The 22,102-nt window shown below is 60.5% G+C and carries 18 protein-coding genes and 3 tRNA genes; 14 read left to right on the forward strand and 7 right to left on the reverse strand.

All coding sequences use genetic code 11. The annotated features are described in order from the left end of the window. Window positions 1–40 precede the first annotated feature (40 nt). A complete protein-coding gene (locus OB03_RS02420) occupies window positions 41–790 on the reverse strand; it encodes a DUF72 domain-containing protein (RefSeq protein WP_461343124.1) in 750 nt (249 codons plus the stop codon). 85 nt (window positions 791–875) lie between these two features. Between OB03_RS02420 and OB03_RS02425 the strand changes: the two genes are divergently transcribed. Further along, window positions 876–1,211, forward strand: a complete 336-nt coding sequence (locus tag OB03_RS02425) for an excalibur calcium-binding domain-containing protein (RefSeq protein ID WP_242915642.1) — start codon at window positions 876–878, stop codon at window positions 1,209–1,211. 63 nt (window positions 1,212–1,274) lie between these two features. Here the strand turns inward: OB03_RS02425 and OB03_RS02430 are convergent. Further along, window positions 1,275–1,349, reverse strand: a tRNA-Asn gene (locus OB03_RS02430). Window positions 1,350–1,508: 159 nt separating this feature from the next. Next, window positions 1,509–1,583 (reverse strand) — tRNA-Asn (locus tag OB03_RS02435). Between the two features lie 124 nt (window positions 1,584–1,707). Here OB03_RS02435 and OB03_RS02440 point away from each other — a divergent pair. Then, window positions 1,708–2,526 carry a TrmH family RNA methyltransferase gene (locus OB03_RS02440; protein WP_461343125.1) on the forward strand — a complete coding sequence of 273 codons (819 nt, stop codon included), beginning with the start codon at window positions 1,708–1,710 and terminating at the stop codon, window positions 2,524–2,526. 42 nt (window positions 2,527–2,568) lie between these two features. On the opposite strand, the gene OB03_RS02445 is transcribed toward OB03_RS02440, so the two are convergent. Both OB03_RS02445 and OB03_RS02450 read right to left on the reverse strand, forming a co-directional pair. After that, a complete protein-coding gene (locus OB03_RS02445) occupies window positions 2,569–3,888 on the reverse strand; it encodes an SGNH/GDSL hydrolase family protein (RefSeq protein WP_461343126.1) in 1,320 nt (439 codons plus the stop codon). Window positions 3,889–4,357: 469 nt separating this feature from the next. After that, window positions 4,358–4,431: transfer RNA gene (locus OB03_RS02450), tRNA-Cys, on the reverse strand. A 127-nt stretch (window positions 4,432–4,558) separates the two neighbouring features. On the opposite strand from OB03_RS02450, the gene OB03_RS02455 reads away from it, so the two are divergent. The 5 genes from OB03_RS02455 (at window position 4,559) to OB03_RS02475 (ending at window position 11,244) form a co-directional block, all read left to right on the forward strand. Next, window positions 4,559–5,188 carry a protein-L-isoaspartate O-methyltransferase family protein gene (locus OB03_RS02455; protein ID WP_461343127.1) on the forward strand — a complete coding sequence of 210 codons (630 nt, stop codon included), beginning with the start codon at window positions 4,559–4,561 and terminating at the stop codon, window positions 5,186–5,188. A 145-nt stretch (window positions 5,189–5,333) separates the two neighbouring features. Then, on the forward strand, window positions 5,334–6,914 hold the full coding sequence (locus tag OB03_RS02460) for a TolC family outer membrane protein (protein WP_461343128.1): 1,581 nt from the start codon (window positions 5,334–5,336) through the stop codon (window positions 6,912–6,914). Window positions 6,915–7,118: 204 nt separating this feature from the next. Then, window positions 7,119–7,667: a DUF2497 domain-containing protein gene (locus tag OB03_RS02465; RefSeq protein WP_461343129.1), complete on the forward strand. Its 549-nt coding sequence runs from the start codon at window positions 7,119–7,121 to the stop codon at window positions 7,665–7,667. A 113-nt stretch (window positions 7,668–7,780) separates the two neighbouring features. Next, a complete protein-coding gene (locus OB03_RS02470; RefSeq protein WP_461343159.1) occupies window positions 7,781–10,510 on the forward strand; it encodes a valine--tRNA ligase in 2,730 nt (909 codons plus the stop codon). Then, window positions 10,507–11,244 (forward strand): TlyA family RNA methyltransferase, encoded by a 738-nt coding sequence (locus OB03_RS02475; protein ID WP_461343130.1) that lies wholly within the window; start codon window positions 10,507–10,509, stop codon window positions 11,242–11,244. The genes OB03_RS02470 and OB03_RS02475 overlap by 4 nt, the downstream gene beginning before the upstream one ends. 66 nt (window positions 11,245–11,310) lie before the next feature. On the opposite strand, the gene OB03_RS02480 is transcribed toward OB03_RS02475, so the two are convergent. Then, window positions 11,311–11,892, reverse strand: coding sequence for a glycine zipper 2TM domain-containing protein (locus OB03_RS02480; RefSeq protein ID WP_242913597.1), 582 nt, complete (start codon window positions 11,890–11,892; stop codon window positions 11,311–11,313). A 154-nt stretch (window positions 11,893–12,046) separates the two neighbouring features. Between OB03_RS02480 and OB03_RS02485 the strand changes: the two genes are divergently transcribed. Both OB03_RS02485 and OB03_RS02490 read left to right on the forward strand, forming a co-directional pair. Then, a complete protein-coding gene (locus OB03_RS02485; protein WP_461343131.1) occupies window positions 12,047–13,291 on the forward strand; it encodes a class I SAM-dependent RNA methyltransferase in 1,245 nt (414 codons plus the stop codon). Between the two features lie 19 nt (window positions 13,292–13,310). After that, complete coding sequence (locus tag OB03_RS02490; RefSeq protein WP_461343132.1) at window positions 13,311–13,715, forward strand: hypothetical protein; 405 nt, start codon at window positions 13,311–13,313, stop codon at window positions 13,713–13,715. A gap of 4 nt (window positions 13,716–13,719) precedes the next feature. Here the strand turns inward: OB03_RS02490 and OB03_RS02495 are convergent, their stop codons facing one another. Further along, on the reverse strand, window positions 13,720–14,790 hold the full coding sequence (locus tag OB03_RS02495; RefSeq protein WP_461343133.1) for a PA0069 family radical SAM protein: 1,071 nt from the start codon (window positions 14,788–14,790) through the stop codon (window positions 13,720–13,722). A gap of 323 nt (window positions 14,791–15,113) precedes the next feature. Between OB03_RS02495 and dnaE the strand changes: the two genes are divergently transcribed. From dnaE to frr, 5 genes are all read left to right on the forward strand, one after another. Beyond that, entirely contained in the window at window positions 15,114–18,569 is a 3,456-nt protein-coding gene (gene dnaE / locus OB03_RS02500) for a DNA polymerase III subunit alpha (protein ID WP_461343134.1), read from the forward strand. 189 nt (window positions 18,570–18,758) lie between these two features. Then, complete coding sequence (rpsB, locus tag OB03_RS02505) at window positions 18,759–19,556, forward strand: 30S ribosomal protein S2 (protein ID WP_242913592.1); 798 nt, start codon at window positions 18,759–18,761, stop codon at window positions 19,554–19,556. 101 nt (window positions 19,557–19,657) lie between these two features. Continuing rightward, the gene (tsf, locus tag OB03_RS02510) at window positions 19,658–20,596 is read left to right on the forward strand and encodes a translation elongation factor Ts (protein WP_461343135.1); all 939 of its coding nucleotides are present in this window, start codon (window positions 19,658–19,660) and stop codon (window positions 20,594–20,596) included. Between the two features lie 140 nt (window positions 20,597–20,736). Beyond that, a complete protein-coding gene (gene pyrH, locus OB03_RS02515) occupies window positions 20,737–21,474 on the forward strand; it encodes a UMP kinase (RefSeq protein WP_242913590.1) in 738 nt (245 codons plus the stop codon). A gap of 41 nt (window positions 21,475–21,515) precedes the next feature. Beyond that, the gene (gene frr / locus OB03_RS02520; RefSeq protein ID WP_242913589.1) at window positions 21,516–22,073 is read left to right on the forward strand and encodes a ribosome recycling factor; all 558 of its coding nucleotides are present in this window, start codon (window positions 21,516–21,518) and stop codon (window positions 22,071–22,073) included. Window positions 22,074–22,102: the final 29 nt, after the last annotated feature.

The raw sequence follows: 22,102 nt of genomic DNA on the forward strand, positions 1-22,102 counted from the left end.
GTCTTTCGTCATGTGAAACCTCCCCCGAGAGACCGGGACGTTATTTCACCTTCTCGATCAGCGCCATCGCCGCGGCCGGATTGCGGACTTTTGCGCCGGAGATGAAGTAGGCGAACACGTCGCCGTCTTTGGCCAAGTTGCGGCTGCGGGCGGCGATGGTGTCCAGTTCTTCGCTGGTCAGGCCGGTGGGTTCGTCGGCGCGGCTGGACATAAGGCGGGCGTAGGTGAAGTCGGCTGTGCGCTCGTCGATTTCGGGCCATGTCGGCTCTTCGTCATCGACGGCATAGACGATGGCGGCGTTGTATTTGCGCGCGAGGTCGTAGAACTCCTCGCAAGCGAAGGTCGGGTTACGGACCTCGAGTGCGTGGCGCAGGCGTACGCCGTCCTTTTCTGCTGGCAGCAGTTTCAGGAAGCCCTCGAAATCGACAGGATCGAACTTCTTGGTAGCCATGAACTGCCAGTTGATCGGGCCGAGTTTGTCGCCCAGCACGGTCATGCCCTGAGACAGGAACTTCTCGAAACTCTCTGCGCCTTCGGACAGCACCTTGCGGTTGGTGCAATAACGGCTGGCTTTCACCGCGAACACGAAATCCTTTGGCGTCTCGTCACGCCATTTGGCCCAACTGTCGGGCTTGAAGGTGGAATAATAGGTGCCGTTAATCTCTATGCTGGTCAGCTTGGATGCGGCGTATTCCAGCTCTCGGCGCTGTACGAGGCCATCCGGATAAAAGGTGCCGCGCCAGGGCTCGAAGGTCCAACCGCCGATTCCGATGTGGGTTTTTCCAGCCATAGGGCGCTCCTCGCAAGACGTTCACCAAGATGTCTAACGAGTTGTTGGGTGGTTTTCATTAGGAATGCGGTTCGGGAGGTGGACTATGAAAACGATACTCATCGCATCGGCATTGATGGCAGGCTTGGCAACGCCAGCATTGGCCCATTCAGGTGGTCTGAATTCGGAGGGCTGTCATAACGACCGGCGCAATGGCGGCTATCATTGTCATAGGTCGGGCGGAGGCAATCGCTCGTCGTCCAACGCCAACACCCAACCGCGAGGCCTGATCGGTACGGGCGTCGGGGTGGGAACGCGCACGCGTTATTACGCTAATTGTAGCGAAGCGCGTGCCGCAGGGGCCGCTCCTATCCGTCGTGGCCAACCGGGTTATGGCTCACATCTGGATCGCGACGGGGATGGCATCGCCTGCGAACGTTAAGGGAAGGTCCAGATACGAAAAAAGCGCCGCATTGAAGCGGCGCTTTTTGCATTCCGAGGGGAGTGGCTCCGCGGGTAGGGATCGAACCTACGACCAGCCGATTAACAGTCGGCTGCTCTACCGCTGAGCTACCGCGGACCAGCGCCTCTCGGTGAGGTGCGTATAGCAGCCCTATTTTGATTCTCGCAAGCTAAGACTTGATCTAAAAGAGAAAAATCTTTGATCCTTGGAGCGAGGAAAGGGGCAGATACGAAAAATGCGCCACAGCGGGCGCATTTCGTAAAATCCTCTCGGGGCTGGCTCCGCGGGTAGGGATCGAACCTACGACCAGCCGATTAACAGTCGGCTGCTCTACCGCTGAGCTACCGCGGAACACTGCCCCGAGGGAGAGGGGCGTATAGCAGCGAGGTTTCGGGTTTTGCAACAGCTAAAATGCAGAAAACGGCAAGAATTTTCGTTCGCGGCTTCATGCATCTGCTGGGCTAGGTTGGTGGCCATGACGCCAATTACCATCACCAGCGCCGACCATCCCGCCGTCCAGCCCTTTCGGGACATTAAAGAGCGGGATCTGACGGGGCGAGCCGGGCTGTTTATCGCCGAGGGCGAGGTGGTGCTGAACGTTCTGCTCTCTTCGGCCAGCTTATGCGAACCGGTGTCCGTCCTGATTGCGCAAAAGCGATGGGAAGGTCTCGAGCCTCTATTGAGTCGCTTGCCGGAGGAGGTGCCGGTGTTCTTGGCGACTCAGGAAATTTTGGACCAAATTGCCGGCTTTCACCTGCATCGCGGCATTCTCGCGTTGGGGCGTAAGCCTCAGCCTTTGGGGCTGGACGGGTTTCTGGATCAGATTGAGGCCGAGCCGCGCGTGTCTTTGGTCGTGGCTAGCGGGATCGGGAACCACGACAACATGGGTGGCATGTTGCGTAACGCTGCAGCCTTTGGGGCACGTGGGATGCTGATGGATTCGGCCTGCTGTGATCCCTTCTATAGAAAGGCTATCCGCGTTTCGGTTGGGGCGGCGTTACGCACGCCCATGGTTCGCACAGGAACCGCTTCCCAGATCGTCACGGCGTTGCAGGCTAGGGGGTATGAGGTGCTGGCCCTGACGCCCTCTGCTGAACAGCAGTTAGCCGATTATCGCCCAACTGCACGCGTGGCGTTGCTGCTGGGAGCCGAGGGGCCAGGGCTGCCTCAGGAAGTCGTCGACCAATGCACTCCGATAGGGATCCGCATGGCGGGCGGCTTTGATTCCCTCAACGTCGCAGTCACCACCGGCATCGCGCTGCATCAGATAACGACGGCCTCGCTGAGGGCCTGAAAAAAAACATCCCGAAGCGGCACTTCGGGATGTTCGAGGATTTTAGACGATCTTGCGTACAGCCGCGCTCAGGATGTCGATTGTGCCTGAGACGCCGGTGTGCGGGACATTCTTGAAGTAGATCCAGATGTCGCAACGGGCGTTTTCGCCGGGAGCCAGCGCGTGGGTCAGCGTGAGCGCTGGCGTCTTGATTACACCTCTGAAGCCAGAGTTGGTCCAATCGTCTGAAACAGACACCGAGCCGCCGTAGGCCGACTTCAGCGTCGATGCCTGATCGATCGCGAAAAAGGGCACGACGCCTGACACCGCGGGAAGGCCCGCAAGTATGTCCAGTTCGACGATGAACTCGACCTTGTCGCCCGCCTTGAGGTGTTCCTGATATTGGAGACCGTAATCATTCATGACGATGACGGTCTGCCAGCCGCCCGTGACATTGCCCGAGTATGTAATGCGCTGGGCCGCCATTCCGGTGGCGGGATGGGTAATTTTGCTGGCGGCGATACTCAGCGCTGACAGGTCACCGCCGCCTTGGGATGTCGTGATGCTCCAGTGGTCCGCCAACTGGCCGGTCACGCCGCCGCTAACCGATCCGCCTGTGCCCGAAAGCGCGGGGTTCTGGTTGAGATAGCCGCCTTCATTCGTCGTCGGCCAATAGTGGTCGGTAATGGTCTGTAACTGGCGGCTTTGCGGCTTGCGCAATGTCAGAAGAAGGTCTGCCACCGGCTGGGCCGCATATCGGGCACCGATCCCCATTGGGTGCAGCCCGTCATAAGTGAAGCCGGGAAGGGGCGACATCGTCAGTGAATACGGATCGCCAAAGGGTTGAGATGCATCGACGACGCGCAGGCAGGGGAAGTTGTTTTCTTGCTTGCGGATCCACTGGTTGATCGTGTTGAGCCAGCCATAGGCAGACGTGCCAACAGCCGTGCGCGGCAGGATCGTCATGGCGATCGTCAAAATGCCGGCATCCGTCAGGGCGCTATAGATAGCCGACAGATTCGCTTTTGTGGCACTGATGCTGCCGCCGATGTCATTGGTGCCGATCAGGACCACGCAGGTTCCGGCACCGCAGTCGATCACCGATTGAATGCGAGCCAGCGCGCCAGCGGTGTTGTCGCCCGACACGCCGAAGTTGAGGTCCTGACGGGTCTGGAATGCCTGACGCGTCAGGGTAGGGATCCAAAAACCCATCCCGCGAGCCGTGTCACGCAGATTGCTGGCATCATTGTTGATGCCCGAAGAGGTTATGCTGTCGCCCAAGAAGGCGACCAGATTATTGAACGGCAGATCACGTCCGGCAGATGCCGAGAAGCCCATGGGGCTAGCCGAGGGCTCGGACGTGGGGTGAATCGTCTCTTCCATTTTTGAATTTCCATCTCGGGAAGGCGGCGTCATCCGACGCTGCTGGGTTGTTTTACGCAGGCACGACGTGCCGGAAAAAAGCTAAGGGCGACCGCTGCCAAGCCTATTGGTCAGCGGTCGCCCCTTACTGGGCGTGCAAACGATGACGCCATTCCATCAAGGGATACCGCACAGTCTCGCGACGTTCGGAAAAGTCGAGCGGCCGTAGGCCAGCCCCACACGGCATGCGGCCGTGTCTGATTTCAAATGTCAGATTTTCGGGGTGTCGATTCGTTTGGGCTGCACGAGACAAACCCACCGACGCAATCGATGGCCGAAAGATTGCACATTTTAACATCAATGTCAAGAGCGGCGGACGCGCAGGGAGCGTCAGCACACAGTCTCGGCGCGGCGCGAATCTTTCGTCAGGGGGGTAGGAATAAAAAGAAAGCCGCCCCGAAGGGCGGCTCACTTTTTTGCTCTGCAGCAGTGGAGGCCTGACCGGGAATCGAACCCGGGTGCAAGGATTTGCAGTCCTCTGCGTCACCACTCCGCCATCAGGCCGTCGCCCCGAGGGGCACTGCGCTGCTGCGAGGAAGGGGTGACTACCTGATTAGTTTGCGGTTCGCAACGTAGAGTCTTATAAGCGCGGCAGATTTTTTGCCTTAGTCGCCTTCAAGGACACCGAAACATGGATTTCGCCGCCGCTCGCAAGGTCATGGTGGACAGCCAAGTCCGCGTAAATGACGTCACGAATCGTGAACTGCACGCTGCAATGGGCAGCGTCGAGCGTGAGCGTTTCGTGTCGCCGGAGCGCGCCTTCTCCGCATATGCCGACGTCATGCCGGAAGTGACCGCTGGTCGCCGCCTGATGCTGCCCCGCGATATGGGCAAGCTGCTCGAAGGTGCCGAAGTTCAGGCGGGCGAAAAGGCCCTCGTCATTGCAGGTCCGTACGCTGCGGCCGTTCTGGCTCGCATGGGTCTGAAGGTGACGGTGCAAGATTCGGACGCCGAAGTGTTCGCGGTAACGGGTGAGGCCCTGGCTGACTACGGCGTCGAGACCGTAGTCGCCCCGCTGAGCAAGCCGCATGGCGAAGGCTATGACGTCATCGTTTCGGAAGCTGCTGTCCCCGGCCGTCAGGACGCATGGATCGCTTCACTGGCGGAACGTGGCCGTCTGGTAGTCGTTGAACGTTCTGGACCGGCAGGCAAGGCGGTCGTTTACGTCAAGGGTAAGGAAGGCGTCTCGCGTCGCGAGCTGTTCGACGCGGCTCCGGATCTCCTGTCCGAACTGGTCGAACAACCGGCCTTTGCCCTCTAACGAATTAAAATCGTGACGGGCGACGGACCACAGCCTTGCCTGCGTGAAAAAATCTTAACTGGCGCAGATGAAAGGTTACGATCATCTACGCCAGTCACAAGAACGATGTTGGACCCTCACTAGAGGGCAGTCAGGAACAGGTTTTATGTTGAATCGCTCGCGCGTTTTGGCTTCGGCAGCAGTTATTTCTCTGATCGTAGGTGGGCTGTCAGGTCCTGCCATGGCCGAGTCGCTGCGCGATGCCGTGAACCTGGCTTACCGCACAAACCCAACCCTGCTGGCCCAGCGCGCAAACCAGCGCGCCCTGGACGAGACCACGGTTCAGGCGCGTGCGGGCTTGCGTCCGAACATCTCTGTTTCGGGTGGCCCCAACTATCAGCGCAGCACCACCGAGCGTGTTTCGACAACTGTTCCGCCCACAGTTCTTCCCATCGACCTGAACGGTGACGGGATCGCTGACGCAACGGGCACCATCCCGGGCTCGACTACGGTCGCGGGCGGTACGCGCGAATCCGATTCCCTCTCGGCGACCGTTCAACTGTCCCAGACCCTGTGGTCGGGCGGCCGGACCAGCAACGCCATCGCGGCGGCCGATGCTAACATCCTGTCGGGTCGCGAAAACCTGCGCGGTGTCGAGCAGTCGGTGATGCTGTCGGTCATTCAGGCCTATGCCGACGTAATTCGTGACATGGAAATCCTTCGTGTCCGCGAGGAGAACCTCGTCGTTCTGCGTCGTCAGCTGGATGAGTCGAACGCCCGTTTCGAAGTGGGCGAAATCACCCGTACCGATGTGGCCCAGTCGGAAGCCCGTCTGGCCCAGTCGGAATCGGATCTGGCTCAGGCTCAGGCCCAACTGTCGGTTTCGCGTGCCAGCTATGCCACCGTTGTGGGTCAGTCACCTAGCAATCTGGAAGAGCTTCCGGCCCTGCCGAACGTTCCCTCGGACTTCGATGCTGCGCTGGACGTCGGTCTTGAGAACAACCCGAACCTGCTGGCTGCCCAACATGCCCTGCAGGCCGCAGAGGCCAATGTCGCAGCGGCTCGCGCCGAATACCGTCCGTCGGCCCGCCTGACCGCGTCGTATGGTGGCACGTCGTCGGAGTTCACTAATGTGGACCTGACCGACAACACCAACTTCACCGCAGGGGCCAGCATTTCTGTGCCGTTGTTCACGGGTGGCTTGAACCAGTCGCGCGTCGCCCAGTCGCTTGAACGTGCCAACGCCGCCCAGATCAATATCGAGGGCGAGCGCCGTAACGTTCTGCAAGCGGTCAGCTCGGCCTATGCCCAGTCGATTTCGGCCCGCTCGTCGCTGCAAGCTGGCGAACAGGCAGTCCGTGCTGCTTCGGTTGCTGCCGAGGGTGTGCGTCAGGAAGCTCAGGTCGGTCTGCGTACCACCCTGGACGTCCTAAACCAGGAACTCGAACTGCGTAGCGCGCAGGTGACGCTGGCGTCCGCGCGTCGCAACTACTACGTCGCTCAGGCTCAACTTCTGGCCGCCATGGGTAACCTGACGGGGCCGGCTCTGGATCCGACCCTCGAAGTCTATGACGCCGGCGATAACTATCGCGCCGTGCGCAACCGCGGTGCCCTGCCGTGGGATGGTGTGGTCGAGGCGATCGATGCGATCGGCTCTCCGCGCATCACCCCGACCGCCGATTACGAGGACGCTCCGGTGGATCGCCAGCTCAAAGGCGAAGTAGTCCGGACGGCACCGCAAAACTAAGTCGGAAGGGACGGGGTCAATCCCGCCCTTTTTCTATGCCCGGGTCCCCCAAAAAGGGAAAAACGGTCGTTGATTCTGACGGGGGTTGGTGCGACGAAGGCAAATCTACTGTTACGTGCGTACAGATTCCCGTTTTTTTAAAACTTATGGTTTCTGATCGCGCTACATTCGATTTCTGGCACCCGCCATATCCCAAGGCTCGTTATGACCGACCAAACCGCTCAGGAACCGACGATGGAAGAGATTCTGGCTTCTATTCGCCGGATTATCTCGGAAGACGATGCCCCGGCCGAGACCGCTGAGGCCGTTGAGGATGTGCCGGTTGTAGAGCCGGAACCGGAAGTCGCCGCCTTCGTTGCCGAACCGGAGGACGAGGTTCTGGAACTGACAGAGCCGTACGAAGCGCCTGCCGCCGAGGTCATCGGTGACCTCGATGTCAGCGCGCCTGTCTATGAGCCGGAGCCGGAAGCGCCGGTCGTAGAAGATTTCCCGTCCATTTCGGACGATGCGCTCGTCAGCGACACGACCGCTGCCGAAGCCGCGAGCGCTTTTGCCGGTCTGGCTGCTGTTGGTCGTCCGTCCGCTGCACCGGCGGCTCACGACATGCCGTTCGAGAGCGGCAACACCGTAGAAGGCATGGTGCGTGACATGCTGCGCCCGATGCTGAAATCGTGGTTGGATGCCAACCTGCCGTCCATCGTTGAACGTGAAGTTCGTAAGGAAGTAGAGCGCATCGCACGCAGTGCGAGCTAGCCCTCGGCTTCGCCAGACATTAGATGAAGGGGGCGGCTCCGGCGGGGCCGCCTTTTTCTGTTGTTATTTATCACCCTCGGCGCGTCTGACGCGCTAGAGACAAAGACATGACCATGCTTGAGAAGACGTTCGAACCGAAGGCCGCCGAGCCCCGCCTGTATGCACAGTGGGAAGAAAGCGGACTGTTTTCACCCAAGACCGACGGCGCTGCCGAGGCCTATTCGATCGTCATTCCGCCGCCGAACGTGACGGGCAGCCTGCACATCGGCCACGCCCTGAACAACACGCTTCAGGACATTCTGGCGCGCTATCACCGCATGACCGGCAAGGCCGTCCTGTGGCTGCCGGGTACCGACCACGCCGGTATCGCGACCCAGATGGTCGTCGAGCGCAAGCTGGCCGCTGATGGCCTGCCGGGCCGTCGCGAGATGGGCCGTGAAGCCTTCGTCGAAAAGATTTGGGACTGGAAGGCTGAATCGGGCGGCACCATCATTCGCCAGCTGCGCCGTCTGGGCGCGTCGGCTGACTGGTCGCGTGAACGCTTTACGCTGGATGAGGGTCTGAACGAGGCCGTCCGCAAGGTCTTCGTGCAGCTGTACAAAGAAGGCCTGATCTACCGCGCCAAGCGTCTGGTGAACTGGGACCCGCATTTCCAGACTGCCATCTCGGATCTCGAGGTCGAGCAGAAGGAAGTCGACGGCGCCTACTGGCACTTCGCCTATCCGCTGGCCGACGGCGTGACTTACCAACATCCGGTCGCTTTCGACGAAGAAGGTAAGCCGACCGAGTTTGAAACCCGCGATTACATCGTGGTCGCCACCACGCGTCCGGAAACCATGCTGGGTGATACCGGCGTGGCCGTTCACCCGAAGGACGAGCGTTACGCAGGTCTGGTTGGCAAGGAAGTCGTCCTGCCGATTACGGGCCGTCGCGTGCCGATCGTGGCTGACGAATACGCCGATCCGGAAAAGGGTTCGGGCGCGGTGAAGATCACACCTGCGCACGATTTCAACGACTTCCAGGTCGGCAAGCGTGCCGGTCTGCCGTCGCTGAACGTCATGGACTCGCTGGCCCGCATCATCGCTGATGAAGTGCCGGAAATTCCGGCTGAATACGTGGGCATGGACCGCTTCGTGGCCCGCAAGGCGATCATCGCCAAGGCGGAAGAAGACGGCTGGCTGAAAGAAATCGAAAAGACCAAGCATCAGGTCCCGCACGGCGACCGTTCGGGCGCGGTCATCGAGCCGTGGCTGACCGACCAGTGGTGGGTTGATGCCAAGACGCTGGCTCAGCCTGCGCTGAAGGCTGTTCAAGACGGTGAAACCGTCTTCGAGCCGAAGTCCTACGAAAAGGTCTACTTCGAGTGGCTGAACAACATCGAGCCGTGGTGCGTCTCGCGCCAGCTGTGGTGGGGCCACCAGATTCCGGCTTGGTACGGTCCGGACGGCGAAATCTTCGTTGCTGAAACCGAAGAGGAAGCCCGCGCCGAGGCCGAAACCAAGCACGGTGCAGGTGTCGAACTGACCCGCGAAGAAGACGTGCTCGATACGTGGTTCTCGTCGGCTCTGTGGCCGTTCTCAACCATGGGCTGGCCGGAGAAGACCGACGATCTGGCGCGTTTCTATCCGACCGCCGATCTGGTCACCGCCGCCGACATCATCTTCTTCTGGGTTGCCCGGATGATGATGATGGGCAAGCACTTCATGGGCGATGCGCCTTTCAAGCGCGTCATCATCAATGGCCTCGTCCGCGACGAGAAGGGCCAGAAGATGTCGAAGTCCAAGGGCAATGTCATCGATCCGCTGGAGATCGTCGACGAGTTGGGTGCTGACCCGCTGCGCTTCACCATGGCGATCCTGTCGGGCACGCGCGACATTAAGTTGTCGAAGCAACGCATTGAAGGTTATCGTAATTTCGGCACGAAGCTGTGGAACGCCGCACGCTTTAGCCAGATGAACGAATGCGCTCGCGTTGAAGGTTTCGATCCGTCAACCGTCGAGCAGACCATCAACCGCTGGATCCGTGGCGAACTGGCCAAGGCCGAGCGCGTCGTGTCGGAAGCGATCCTCGGCGGTCGTTTCGATGACGCGGCTGGTGCCCTGTATCGCTACATTTGGAACGTCTTCTGCGACTGGTATCTGGAACTGGCCAAGCCGGTCTTCAATGGTTCGGACGAAGCCGCCAAGGCCGAGACCCGCGCCATGACCGCATGGGTTCTGGACGAGGCGCTGAAGCTACTGCACCCGGTGATGCCGTTCATCACCGAGGAACTGTGGGCTGAACTGGGCAAGACCGGTCCGGCACGCGAAACCCTGTTGATCGGCGCTTCGTGGCCGCAACTGCCGGACTCGTTTGTTGATGCTGCTGCCGAGGCCGAAATCGGCTGGCTGGTTGACCTGATCGGTGAAATCCGCGCTCTGCGTGCTGAAATGAATGTGCCGCCGTCGGCCAAGCCGCCGCTGTCGTTCGTCGGTGCCGAGGACGCGATCAAGGTTCTGGTCGAGCGTCACCGTCCGCTGATCCTGCAACTGGCCCGTGTGTCGGAAGTCTCGCTGCTGGATGCCGCGCCTGCCGGTGCTGTGACCTGCGTGTCGGGCGGTTCGACCGTGGCTCTGTCGCTGGCTGATTTCATCGATCTGGGTGCCGAAAAGGCTCGCCTGAACAAGGAAATCGCCGCGTTCGACAGCGACATCGGCCACTACAACAAGAAGCTGGGCAACCCGAACTTCGTCTCGCGCGCTGCGCCGGAAGTCGTTGAGGAACAGCGCCAGAAGCTGGCTGATGCCGAAGCCGGCAAGGCCAAGATGGTTGCCGCTCTGACCCGTCTGGAAGCGATGGCGTGAGCCGTATCCGGCTCGACCAACATCTTGTGACCCTTGGGCTGGCTGCAAGCCGGTCCAAGGCCAAGGCGGCCATTGAGGCGGGCAATGTCTCCGTGGACGGCGAAGTGGCCAAGGCCGCTTCGCTCAAGGTGCTCGAGGACGCGAATATCCAATATGCCGACGCCCACCGCTGGGTCGGGCGGGGCGCGCTCAAACTGGAGCGCGCTTTTGAACTTTGGCCGCTGGATGTTGCGGGCAAGGTAGCGATGGATGTCGGGGCTTCGACGGGCGGCTTTACCGAGGTTTGCCTGGATCGCGGTGCCGCTAAGGTGTTTGCCGTCGATGTGGGGCAGGGGCAGATGCATCCGCGCGTCGCCGATGACGCCCGCGTCGTGAACCTTGAAAAGACCGATGCCCGCGAACTGACGACCGCCGAGATCACCAAAGCGCCCGGGCTGATCGTCTGCGACGCCAGCTTCATCAGCTTGTTAAAGGTGCTGCCTGTGCCGCTTTCGCTGGCGGCAGACGGTGCCCACCTTATGACGCTGGTTAAGCCCCAGTTCGAGGCCGATAGCCCCAGCGCCATCGGTAAGAAAGGCATCGTCAAAGATGCCAACGCCCACGACGCCGCCGTGACAAAGGTCCGTGACTGGCTGGAAAGCGAAGGCTGGGCTGTTCAGGATGTCGCCGACAGCCCCATTGAGGGCGGAGACGGCAACCGCGAGTTCCTGCTCTGGGCTATCAAACGCCCCTAAAGATCAAAGGCCCGCCAGATTGCTCTGGCGGGCCTTTTCACGTCGTCGATGACAGGGGGGCTGAAGTTAGTCGACGACGCGATAGCGGCCGTTCTCGTCGCGGCAGGTGCGGACGTAACGGGTTTCTATACGACCATCAGGCAGGCGGATTTCGCTCTGCGCCAACTGGCACTCGTCGCGCGAGGGGGCAGGCTTGGCGTAGCCTTGGTCGTAATCTTGCGGATATCGGTAGTCGTCGTAACGGTCGTCGTAACGACGGTCGTAAACTGGCGCTGGCGGCGGGGGCGGCGCGTCATAACCTACCGGATAGGTCGGAACGGTGTCGTATCTCGGCGTACAGGCCGCGGTGCTGCGACCTACGCCCGCACCCACCGCAGCGCCCAATACGCCGCCAAGCAGGCTACCTTCGGTGCGGCGACCGCGCGATGCCATTTGCGATCCGGCGATGGCACCGATGGCAGCGCCCAGCAGACCGGACGAAGCCTGACGCTCGCGTTGGTCCCGCATACACGGGTCGTAAAAGCCCGAGTTCTGGGAATAGGACGGATAGCCATAGGACTGGGCCGCTGCGGATTGCGGCATCGCCATAATGGCGCAGGCCATCCCGGCCAGAGCAAATGCAGCGGGTTTCGCGATCTTGGCAATCATGTAATTCACAGCTCCCTCGGGGAAGGGTGACCGCGTGGTCTCCGTTCCGTTGTCGAGATATGGCTTAGGTGAACGAACCTGAACGAAGATTGATCGCTGTGTTCATCTTCGTTCATCTTTGTTTTCGCCGCGATCTGCGGATAGAAGCCCCCTTATGACGCAGACCCTTACTATCGCCCGAATGGGCCACCACGGCGACGGAATCGCCGAAACCCCCAATGGACCTGTCTTTGTGCCCGGTGCATTGCCCGGCGAAGTCGTGCGTGGCGAAGTGAAGGATGGTCGTCTCGATTCCTTTGAACTGGTCGAGGCCAGCGCTGACCGCCGTCCGATTTTCTCGCATGCCTATGCCGAATGCGGCGTAGCTCCGCTCCAGCACTGGGCGGATGGGCCTTATCTGGAGTGGAAGCGTGATGTGGTCATCCACACCCTTTCGCGCGAAGGCCTGGAAACCGAAGTCGAGGCGACTGTGGCAACTCCGCCGGCCTCGCGCCGTCGCATTGCCTTGCACGCTCGCCGCAGCCCCAATGGTCGCGTTGTTCTCGGGTTCAAGGCGCGCCGCTCGTGGCGTCTGGTTGAGATCACCGACTGCCCCGTATCAGATCCGGCTCTGGTTGCGGCGTTTCCGGCACTGCACAAGGTCGCCGACGCATTTCTTACCCATCCCAAATCCGCCCCCACACTTCACGCGACCCTGACCGATACGGGCTTGGACGTGGACGTTACGGGCGTTGAAAAGCGTTCGGGCGGTCCGTCGGCTGACCAGATCGCCAAAGCGATTACCGCGGCGGCAGAGGGCGGCTTGGCTCGTCTCGGCCTTGATGGCGACACGCTGGTGATGGAACGCCAGCCGCGAGTGACCTTCGGCCGCGCGTCCGTGCCGATCCCGGCGGGTGGCTTCCTCCAGGCATCGCCCGCCGCCGAGGCTGCTATGGCCGAGCGTGTCGTGGCTGCTGTCCAGGGTACCAAAAAGGTGGCCGATCTGTTCTGCGGGGCAGGGACTTTCACCTTCCCGTTGGCCGAAGTCGCTTCGGTTATGGCCGCGGATTCGGCTGCATCGTCCATTGCGGCGCTTAAGGCAGGCTTTGCCACGGCCAAGGGCTTGAAGGGGATCGATGCTCAGGCCCGCGACCTGTTCCGCCGTCCGTTATCGCCCTACGACCTCAAGGGCTGCGAAGCCATTGTTCTGGACCCTCCGCGTGCGGGCGCTCTGGAACAGACCCAGCAACTGCCGGGCACCAAGGCGCACACCATCGTCGGCGTGTCGTGCAATCCGCAAACCTTCGCGCGTGACGCCCGTGTGCTGGTGGATGCCGGTTTCCGACTGGAGAAGGTGACCCCGATTGATCAGTTCATCTGGTCCACCCATATCGAACTCGTCGGCGTATTCCGCCGCTAAGCGCATTTGAGGACCTGACATGACCGAAGCGCACGATGCCGAGGATATCGACGGTGGCGGCTTTGACTTCGACGACTGGGATCGTCTGAAACCGTTCACCGGCCGCGTGGCCTCACTTGAAGACGTTCAGGCCAAGGCGGCAGTGTTCGCACTTGGCGATACCCAGCGCCCGTATCCGATGGATATGGAACTGCCCCAGCCCGCCATCTGGTGGGACGACGACGGCGAAAAGCCCGCCATCATTGTGCAGGCCGAAATCCATACCAACTCCGACGAGGAGGAGATGGAGGTCTATGGCCTGATCCTTCCGGACGGCGACGGCGCAGTAGCTTTGTCAGAGGACGTTGATCTGGTCGATGCCACTGACGCAACATGGCGTAAGCTGGTGCAGGATTATATCGATCCGTCCGCAGCCGACGACTGATCGACTAGATATCAAATAGATCCCGCTGGATGCGCTCGGACGCAGGTATTCTGAACCGGCTCGTATCCAGCGGTTTCGCGGGCTGATCAAGCCCGTAGCGCTTACGTGCCGCCCTGAACCGTGCTGCAATCAGGTCCGCCACAGGGCCGGTACCTTTCATCCGTTGCGACCAGTCCGGATCATAGTCCTTGCCCCCGCGTGTCTGGCGCACCAGCGACATGACTTTGCGAGCCCTGTCCGGCGTCGCGTCCTCCAGCCATTCGCGAAAGAGGTCTTTGATTTCCAGAGGCAGGCGCAGGGTCACGTACATAGCCCGAACTGCGCCGGCGTCCGCCGCAGCCTCCAGAACAGCCTCCAACTCGTGGTCATTCAGCCCGGGAATAACGGGCGCGAAGCCTACGGTGACGGGGCATCCGGCTTGGGTGAGGCGGCGGATTGTTTCCAGTCGCTTGGACGGAGTTGCGGCCCTCGGCTCCATCGCGCGGGCGAGCTTGCGGTCTAGCGTGGTGATGGACACGCAGGCATGTGCCAAGCCCTCGCGCCCCATTTCGCCCAGGATATCCGCATCGCGGGCCATCAAGGCCGACTTGGAAATAATCGACAACGGGTGATTGAAGCGTTGCAAGACCTTCAGGATCTGGCGCGTCACTCCGGTATCGCGCTCCACCGGTTGATAGGGATCGGTGTTGCCTCCGATGTGGATCGGGCGGCATTCGTATCTCGGCCTTTTGAGTTCGCTGGCTAGTAAGGTCGCCGCGTCGGGCTTGTAGAAAAGCTTGCTTTCGAAATCGATGCCTGGCGATAACCCCATCCACGCGTGAGCGGGACGGGCATAGCAATAGATGCAGCCGTGTTCACATCCCCGATACGGGTTGATCGATCGATCAAAGCTGATGTCCGGACTGCTATTGCGGGTGATGATGGTTTTGGCCGCTTCAATCGAGAGTGTGGTGCGCAAGGGGGCCACTTCGGCGTCGTCCACCACCCATCCGTCATCGAAGGCTTCTCTGACTTCCGGCTCGAATCTGCCTGTCCTGTTAGATCGCGCACCGCGACCGCGTACCGCTTCCTGCATGCCTGAACATCACCACGGGCGTGCGAACATAACAAGAACAAAAATTCACCCAACTGCGTAATTTGGGCTTGCGCAAACCTATCCTGCGTGACTAGAACAAAAGAAGAACATGTATTATGGATTGGGGATAAGCCTATGACCCGTCGTTTCAAAGACCTTCTGGCACTTGCGTCCTGCGGCAGCTTCGTCTGGATGGTTTGGCACGCAGCATTTTTGGTGTCGTAAGGGTCGGCCTCGCTCTCGCCGTCAGCTAGAGCGACAGACCGACTCTGCACACAATGGTAACCATGACCGGAATCGGTCGTGAGTTTGGAGCAGAGTGGGTGACTGAAACCACTGACACCGCTGGATTTGTCCACCTTCGCGTTCGCAGCGCTTATTCGCTGCTGGAAGGTGCGATCAAGGCGAGCAAGATCGGCAAGATGGCGGCGGATGCAGGCATGCCCGCAGTGGCTGTTGCTGATCGCTCCAACCTGTTCGGCGCGCTGGAGTTCAGTCAGTCGGTAAAGGATGCCGGTGTCCAGCCGATTGTGGGCTGCGCCCTGCCGGTGTTCGGTATTGGTGGCCGCAAATCCGAGCGATGGGCCAAGGTGCCCACCATCACGCTGCTGGCCCAGAACGAGCAGGGCTGGCTCAACCTTTGCGCCCTGTCGTCCTCCTCATTCCTCGACACCATCGAGCTGACAGAGCAGGGGGTCCAGTGGGAACTGGTCGCAGAACGATCTGAGGGTCTCATTCTTCTTTCCGGAGGACCTGACGGTCCTGTCGACCCGTTGTTCGCACAGGGCAAGGATGAAGAGGGGCAGGCGGCTCTGGAGGAAATGAAGCGCGTCTTCGGTGACCGTTTCTATATCGAACTTCAACGCCATGACCTGCCCGAAGAACGCGCTGCAGAAGGCGGGTTAGTAGACTGGGCCTATAAATCCGAAACGCCACTGGTCGCGACCAACGACGTCTATTACGGCAAGGCGTCCCAGTACCGGTCGCACGATGCGCTGCTGTGTATTTCGGACGGCTCGTTTGTAGGCCAAGAGGACCGTCGTCGGATCACCGGCGAACACTGGTTCAAATCTACCGAGCAGATGCGCGAACTTTTCGCAGATTTGCCCGAGGCTTGCGACAACACACTTGAGATCGCACGTCGCTGCGCCTTCCTGACGAAGACGCACAAACCCATTCTGCCCAGCTTCAATACCGGCGATGGCCGCTCTGAGGCCGACGAACTGGCGCACCAGGCCCGAGAGGGCCTGAAGATGCGTTTGTCGCGTCATCAGCATTACGCGCCCGAGCAGGATTATTGGGACCGCCTCGAATGGGAGGTCGGGATCATCCAGCAGATGGGGTTCCCGGGCTACTTCCTGATCGTTTCGGACTTCATCAAATGGGCCAAGACCCACAACATTCCCGTCGGTCCGGGCCGTGGTTCGGGTGCCGGTTCGCTGGTCGCTTGGGCCCTGACGATTACGGATCTTGATCCGCTACGCTTCGGCCTGCTGTTCGAGCGCTTCCTGAACCCCGAACGCGTATCGATGCCCGACTTCGATATCGACTTCTGTCAGGAGCGTCGCGAAGAGGTCATCACCTACGTTCAGCACCACTATGGCACCGACCGCGTTGCGCAGATTATCACCTTCGGTACGCTGCAGGCCCGCGTGGTATTGCGTGACGTTGGTCGCGTAATGCAGTTGCCGTTCGGTCAGGTGGACCGTCTGGCAAAGATGGTCCCGGCGAACCCCGCCAATCCGGTCACGCTGGCGCAGGCCCTGGAGATGGAGCCGCGCCTGCGCCAGATGCGCGACGAAGAGCCGAACGTAAAAGCGCTGCTCGACACATCGATGGAGCTTGAGGGGCTTTATCGCAACGCCTCGACGCACGCCGCCGGTATCGTCATCGGCGACCGCCCTCTGACGGAACTGGTCCCGCTGTATCAGGACCCGCGCTCGACCATTCCGGCGTCCCAGTTCAACATGAAATGGGTGGAGCCCGCAGGCCTTGTGAAGTTCGACTTCCTCGGCTTGAAAACTCTTACGGTTCTGGACCGTGCAAAGGGCTTCCTTGACCGTCGCGGAGCAGGTCCGGAATGGAACCTGATCCCGCTGGACGATGCTAAAACCTATGAGCTGATGGCGTCGGGCCAGACGGTCGGCGTGTTCCAGCTTGAATCCCAAGGCATGCGGGACACGCTGCGCAAGATGCGATGCGGCTCGATCGAAGAGATCACCGCTCTGATCTCGCTGTATCGCCCGGGCCCGATGGAGATGATCGATACCTACATCGACCGTAAGTTCGGTCGCGCAGAGGTCGACTACCTACACCCCAGCCTGAAAGAAGTGCTGACCGAAACCTACGGCGTCATCATCTATCAGGAACAGGTGATGAAGATCGCCCAGATCCTGGCAGGCTACAGCCTCGGCGAAGCAGACTTGCTGCGCCGCGCCATGGGTAAAAAGAAGAAGGAGGAGATGGATTTCCAGCGCCTCCGCTTCGTAAAGGGCGCATCCGAAAAAGACGTACCGGAAGAGCAATCCGGCGGCATCTTCGACCTTGTGGCCAAGTTCGCCGGCTATGGCTTCAACAAATCGCACGCCGCTGCCTATGCGCTGATCTCGTTCCAGACCGGTTGGCTCAAGGCCAACCATCCGGTCGAGTTCTTTGCCGCCTCGATGAGCCTCGACTTGTCGAACACCGACAAGCTGGCTGTCTTCTATCAGGACTGCCGTCGTTTCGAGATTCCGGTACTTGCACCGGATATCAACCGGTCATCCGCCGACTTCGATGTGTCTTGGGAAAGCGGGCAGGGCAGTGTGCTCTATGCGTTGGGCGCCATCCGCAACGTGGGCCTTGAGGCCATGAAGCACGTGGTGGAAGTCCGTCAGACGGGAGGTCCGTTCAAGGATATCTTTGACTTCCTCGAGCGCGTTGACCCTCGCGTCGTGAACAAGCGCGCTCTGGAAGGTTTGGCGCGTGCTGGCGCATTCGACAGCATCCACCCCAACCGCCGCCAACTGTTCGAGCAGGCCGATGTTCTGGTCGCCTATTGCCAGAGCGTTGCAGCCGAGCGTGCATCCTCGCAGGTCAGCCTGTTCGGAGCGGATCAGGCGGGGGCCGCGCGTCCGCGCCTGCGTACGGTCGAGCCGTGGGCCGGACCCGAAAAGCTGGATCAGGAACTGGCCGCCGTCGGCTTCTACCTGTCGGGCCACCCGCTAGAAGAACTGACCCCCGCGCTGAAACGCAAGCGCGTGACCTTTGTCGCCGAAGCCACCGGCCTTGCCGAAGCGGGGCATGAAGCCTTCCAAATGGCGGGCGTCGTGCGTCGTAAACAAGAGCGGGCCAGCCAAAAGTCCGGCGAAAAATTCGCCTTCGTGACCTTCTCGGACCCGACCGGTGAATTCGAATGCCTCTTCCCGCCGGAGCAACTGCGCCGCTGCCGCGAGATTCTCGAGGTTGGTACAGCGGTGCTGGTCAGGGTGCGCGCCAAGGCGTCGGACGGCGAGGTTCGCTTCTTCGGGGATGATGCATCCCGTATGGATGTCCTACTGGACGATGCGAACATCGGCCTGCGGGTCGTCGTGTCGTCGAATGCCGCGGACCCCGAAGCGCTGAAGTCTAGGCTCGAGCGGGCGCGGGCGAACGGGAAGGGCGGCGAAGTTTGGGTGCAGACCACGCTTCAGGGACGCACCGAGGTCGAGGTGAAGCTTCCGGGGCGCTATCGTCTGGACGCTGCCTTGCGCGGGGCGTTGAAAACCGTACCGGGCGTCGTGATGCTGGAAGACGCCTAAATCATTTGTGCGCCTAAGTTTTCTTGCCGTCCGCTCTTGCGTTTTCCCCCATCGGGGCGTAGAGGGGCGGCGCACTTCGCACGTGGATGAGGCGCGGTTGGGGAGAAATCCTGACCTGCACCGTTCCGAGGGACCGTCGGTCCTTTAATCATCCGCGCTACGTTTGATCGGAAAAAGGATAATACGATCATGGCTCTGCCTGAATTCTCGATGCGCACCCTGCTGGAAGCTGGTGCACACTTCGGCCACCAGACCCACCGCTGGAACCCGAAGATGGAGCGCTACATCTTCGGTTCGCGCTCGAACATCCATATCATCGACCTGTCGCAAACCATGCCGCTGATGCACCAGGCTCTGGTTGCAGTTCGCGACGTGGCTGCCAAGGGCGGTCGTGTTCTGTTCGTTGGTACCAAGCGTCAAGCTGCTGATCCGGTTGCTCAAGCTGCCAAGCGCTGCGCACAGTACTACATGAACAACCGTTGGCTCGGCGGTACGCTGACCAACTGGCGCACCGTTTCGGGTTCGATCCAGCGCCTGCGCGAACTGGAAGGCATCCTCGCTTCGGGCGAAGGCCGTAACAAAAAAGAGCTGCTGACCCTGCAGCGCGAGATGGACAAGCTCGAGCTGTCCCTCGGCGGCATCAAGGATATGGGTTCGGTTCCGGACATCATGGTCGTCATCGACACCAACAAAGAGTCGATCGCGATCCAAGAAGCCCGCAAGCTGAACATTCCGATCGTCGCAATCCTGGACACCAACTCGGATCCGGACGGCATCACCTACCCGGTCCCGGGTAACGACGACGCTGCCCGCGCCATCCAAACCTACTGCGACCTGTTCGCTGACGCGGTTCTGGACGGTCTGGCTGCTGGCGCTGCTGCTCAAGGCATCGACCTGGGTGCTCTGGAAGCTCCGGTTGAGCCGGCTCTGGCTGCTGAAGAAGCTCCGGCTGTTGAAGCTGTCGCTGAAGAAGCCGCTCAAGGCTGATTTTTGAAAGTTCGTACCTACATAGGGTCGAACTAACGTCAAACCGACATGCGGCCGGGCTATCCAAGTCCGGCCGCGCATTCGATTTTCAGGAGAAGAACATGGCCGAGATCACTGCCGCCCTCGTGAAGGAACTTCGCGAGCGTTCGGGCGTCGGCATGATGGACTGCAAGAAGGCGCTGGTTGAGAACAACGGCGACATCGAAGCAGCTATCGACTGGCTGCGCGCCAAAGGCCTCTCTAAGGCTGCCAAGAAGGCTGACCGCGTTGCCGCTGAAGGCGTTGTTGCTGTTGCAACCCAAGAAAACGGCGCTGGCGAAACCGCCGCTGCGATCGAATTCAACGCTGAAACCGACTTCGTTGCCCGTAATGACCTGTTCCAGACCGCTGCCAAGCAGTTTGCTCAACTGGGTCTGACCAACGAAGGCGTTGAAGCCATCTCGGCTGCTTCGCTGGAAAACGGTCGCACCGTTTCGGACGAAATCACCCAGCTGATCGCAACCATCGGCGAGAACATGACCCTGCGTCGCTCGGCCCGCCTGTCGGTTGCTGAAGGTGCTGTGGCTTCGTACGTTCACAACGCTGTCTCGCCGGGCCTCGGTCGTATCGGCGTGCTGGTTGCCATCGAAGGCGCCGGCGACAAGGCTGCTGTCCGTGAACTGGGCCGCAAGATCGCGATGCACGTTGCTGCAACCGCTCCGCTGGCTCTGGACACCTCGGACCTCGATCCGGCTGCTATCGAGAAAGAACGCGCTGTTCTGATCGAAAAGGCCAAGGAAGAAGGCCGTCCGGAAGGCATGATCGAAAAGATCGTCGAAGGCCAAATCAACAAGTTCCAGAAGGAAGTCGTGCTGTCGAAGCAGCCGTTCGTGATGGACCCGGACGTGACTGTTGAACAACTGGTTGCAAACACCAGCAAGGAACTGGGCGCTGAACTGAAGCTGGCTGGCTTCGTGCGTCTGGCTCTGGGTGAAGGCGTAGAGAAGGCTGATACGCCTGACTTCGCCGCTGAAGTTGCCTCGATGACGGGCGGCAACTAAGCCAAAAATTGTTCCCATTCGGGAATAAAAAGCAGTAAGGGCGCGTTCGGCTTTGAAGGTCGGCGCGCCCTTCGTTTATATGGATCCGCCGATTCTTCTTTCGCGCGGATGCGTGACCCAGTTTTTACGGATATTGCCGCATGACCGACGCCCCTTCTGAATTCCGATATAAGCGCGTCCTGCTCAAGGTCTCGGGTGAAGTGCTCATGGGCGATCAAGCCTATGGCATCGACACCAAGACCGTGAACACCGTGGCGGCCGCCGTGGCAGCTGTCGCGCGTCAGGGCGTTGAGATCTGCCTCGTCATCGGTGGCGGCAATATCTTCCGCGGCCTGTCCAAGGCAGCAGAGGGCATGGATCGTGCCCAGGCTGACTATATGGGCATGCTGGCGACCATCATGAACGCGCTGGCTATGCAGGGCGCTCTTGAGAAGATCGGCATCGAGACCCGCGTCCAGAGCGCCATTCCGATGGCAGCGATTGCTGAACCATACATTCGCCGTAAGGCGCTTCGCCACCTCGAAAAAGGTCGCGTGGTTATCTTCGCTGCGGGCGTTGGCGCACCGTTCTTCACCACTGATTCCGGCGCCGCGCTGCGCGCTGCCGAAATGGGCTGCGACGCCTTGCTCAAGGGCACCAGCGTCGATGGCGTCTATACCGCTGACCCGAAGAAGGATCCGAACGCGACGCGTTATGACACGTTGACCTACCAGGAAGTGCTGGCGAAAGACCTACGTGTCATGGACGCCTCCGCCATTGCGCTGATGCGCGACAGCGGCGTGCCGATTGTGGTCTTCTCCATCCGTGAAGAAGGCTCGCTGATGAAAACCCTGACGGGCGAAGGCACCTTCACCGTCATCAAGAACCAACCTGCCTAATCGGCAGGAACAAGAACAAAACAGTCCAAGGACCCACCGTCATGGCAAAACCAGACCTCAAGACCTACCGCGACCGCATGGACAAGTCGGTCAATGCGCTGAAAGACGACTACGCCGGTCTGCGTACGGGCCGCGCCAACTCGGGCCTGCTAGATCCGGTTCAAGTCGAAGCCTACGGCTCGCTGTCGCCGCTGAACGCTGTGGCAGCTGTGTCGGTGCCGGAACCGCGCATGATCTCGGTCAGTGTCTGGGACAAGGGCATGGTTGTATCGGTCGAAAAGGCCATCCGCGCTGCGGGTCTGGGCCTGAACCCGATCGTTGATGGGCAAACCCTGCGTATTCCGATCCCGCCGCTCACCGAAGAGCGCCGCAAGGATCTGGTCAAGCTGGCCGGCAAGTACGCCGAGGACAAGAAGATCGCTGTCCGCAACGTTCGCCGCGACGCCAACGACGAGCTGAAGAAGGCTGAAAAGGCCGGCGAAATCAGCCAGGACGATCAAAAGAAGATGGAAACCGAGGTCCAGAAGGACACCGATGCCGCTATCAAGCGCATCGATGAGACCTACAAGGCCAAAGAAATCGAGATCATGCAGGTCTAAGGCCGCCGTAAGCCTTAGTAACCAAGGAC

It is taken from the genome of Brevundimonas sp. GN22 (assembly GCF_054824005.1).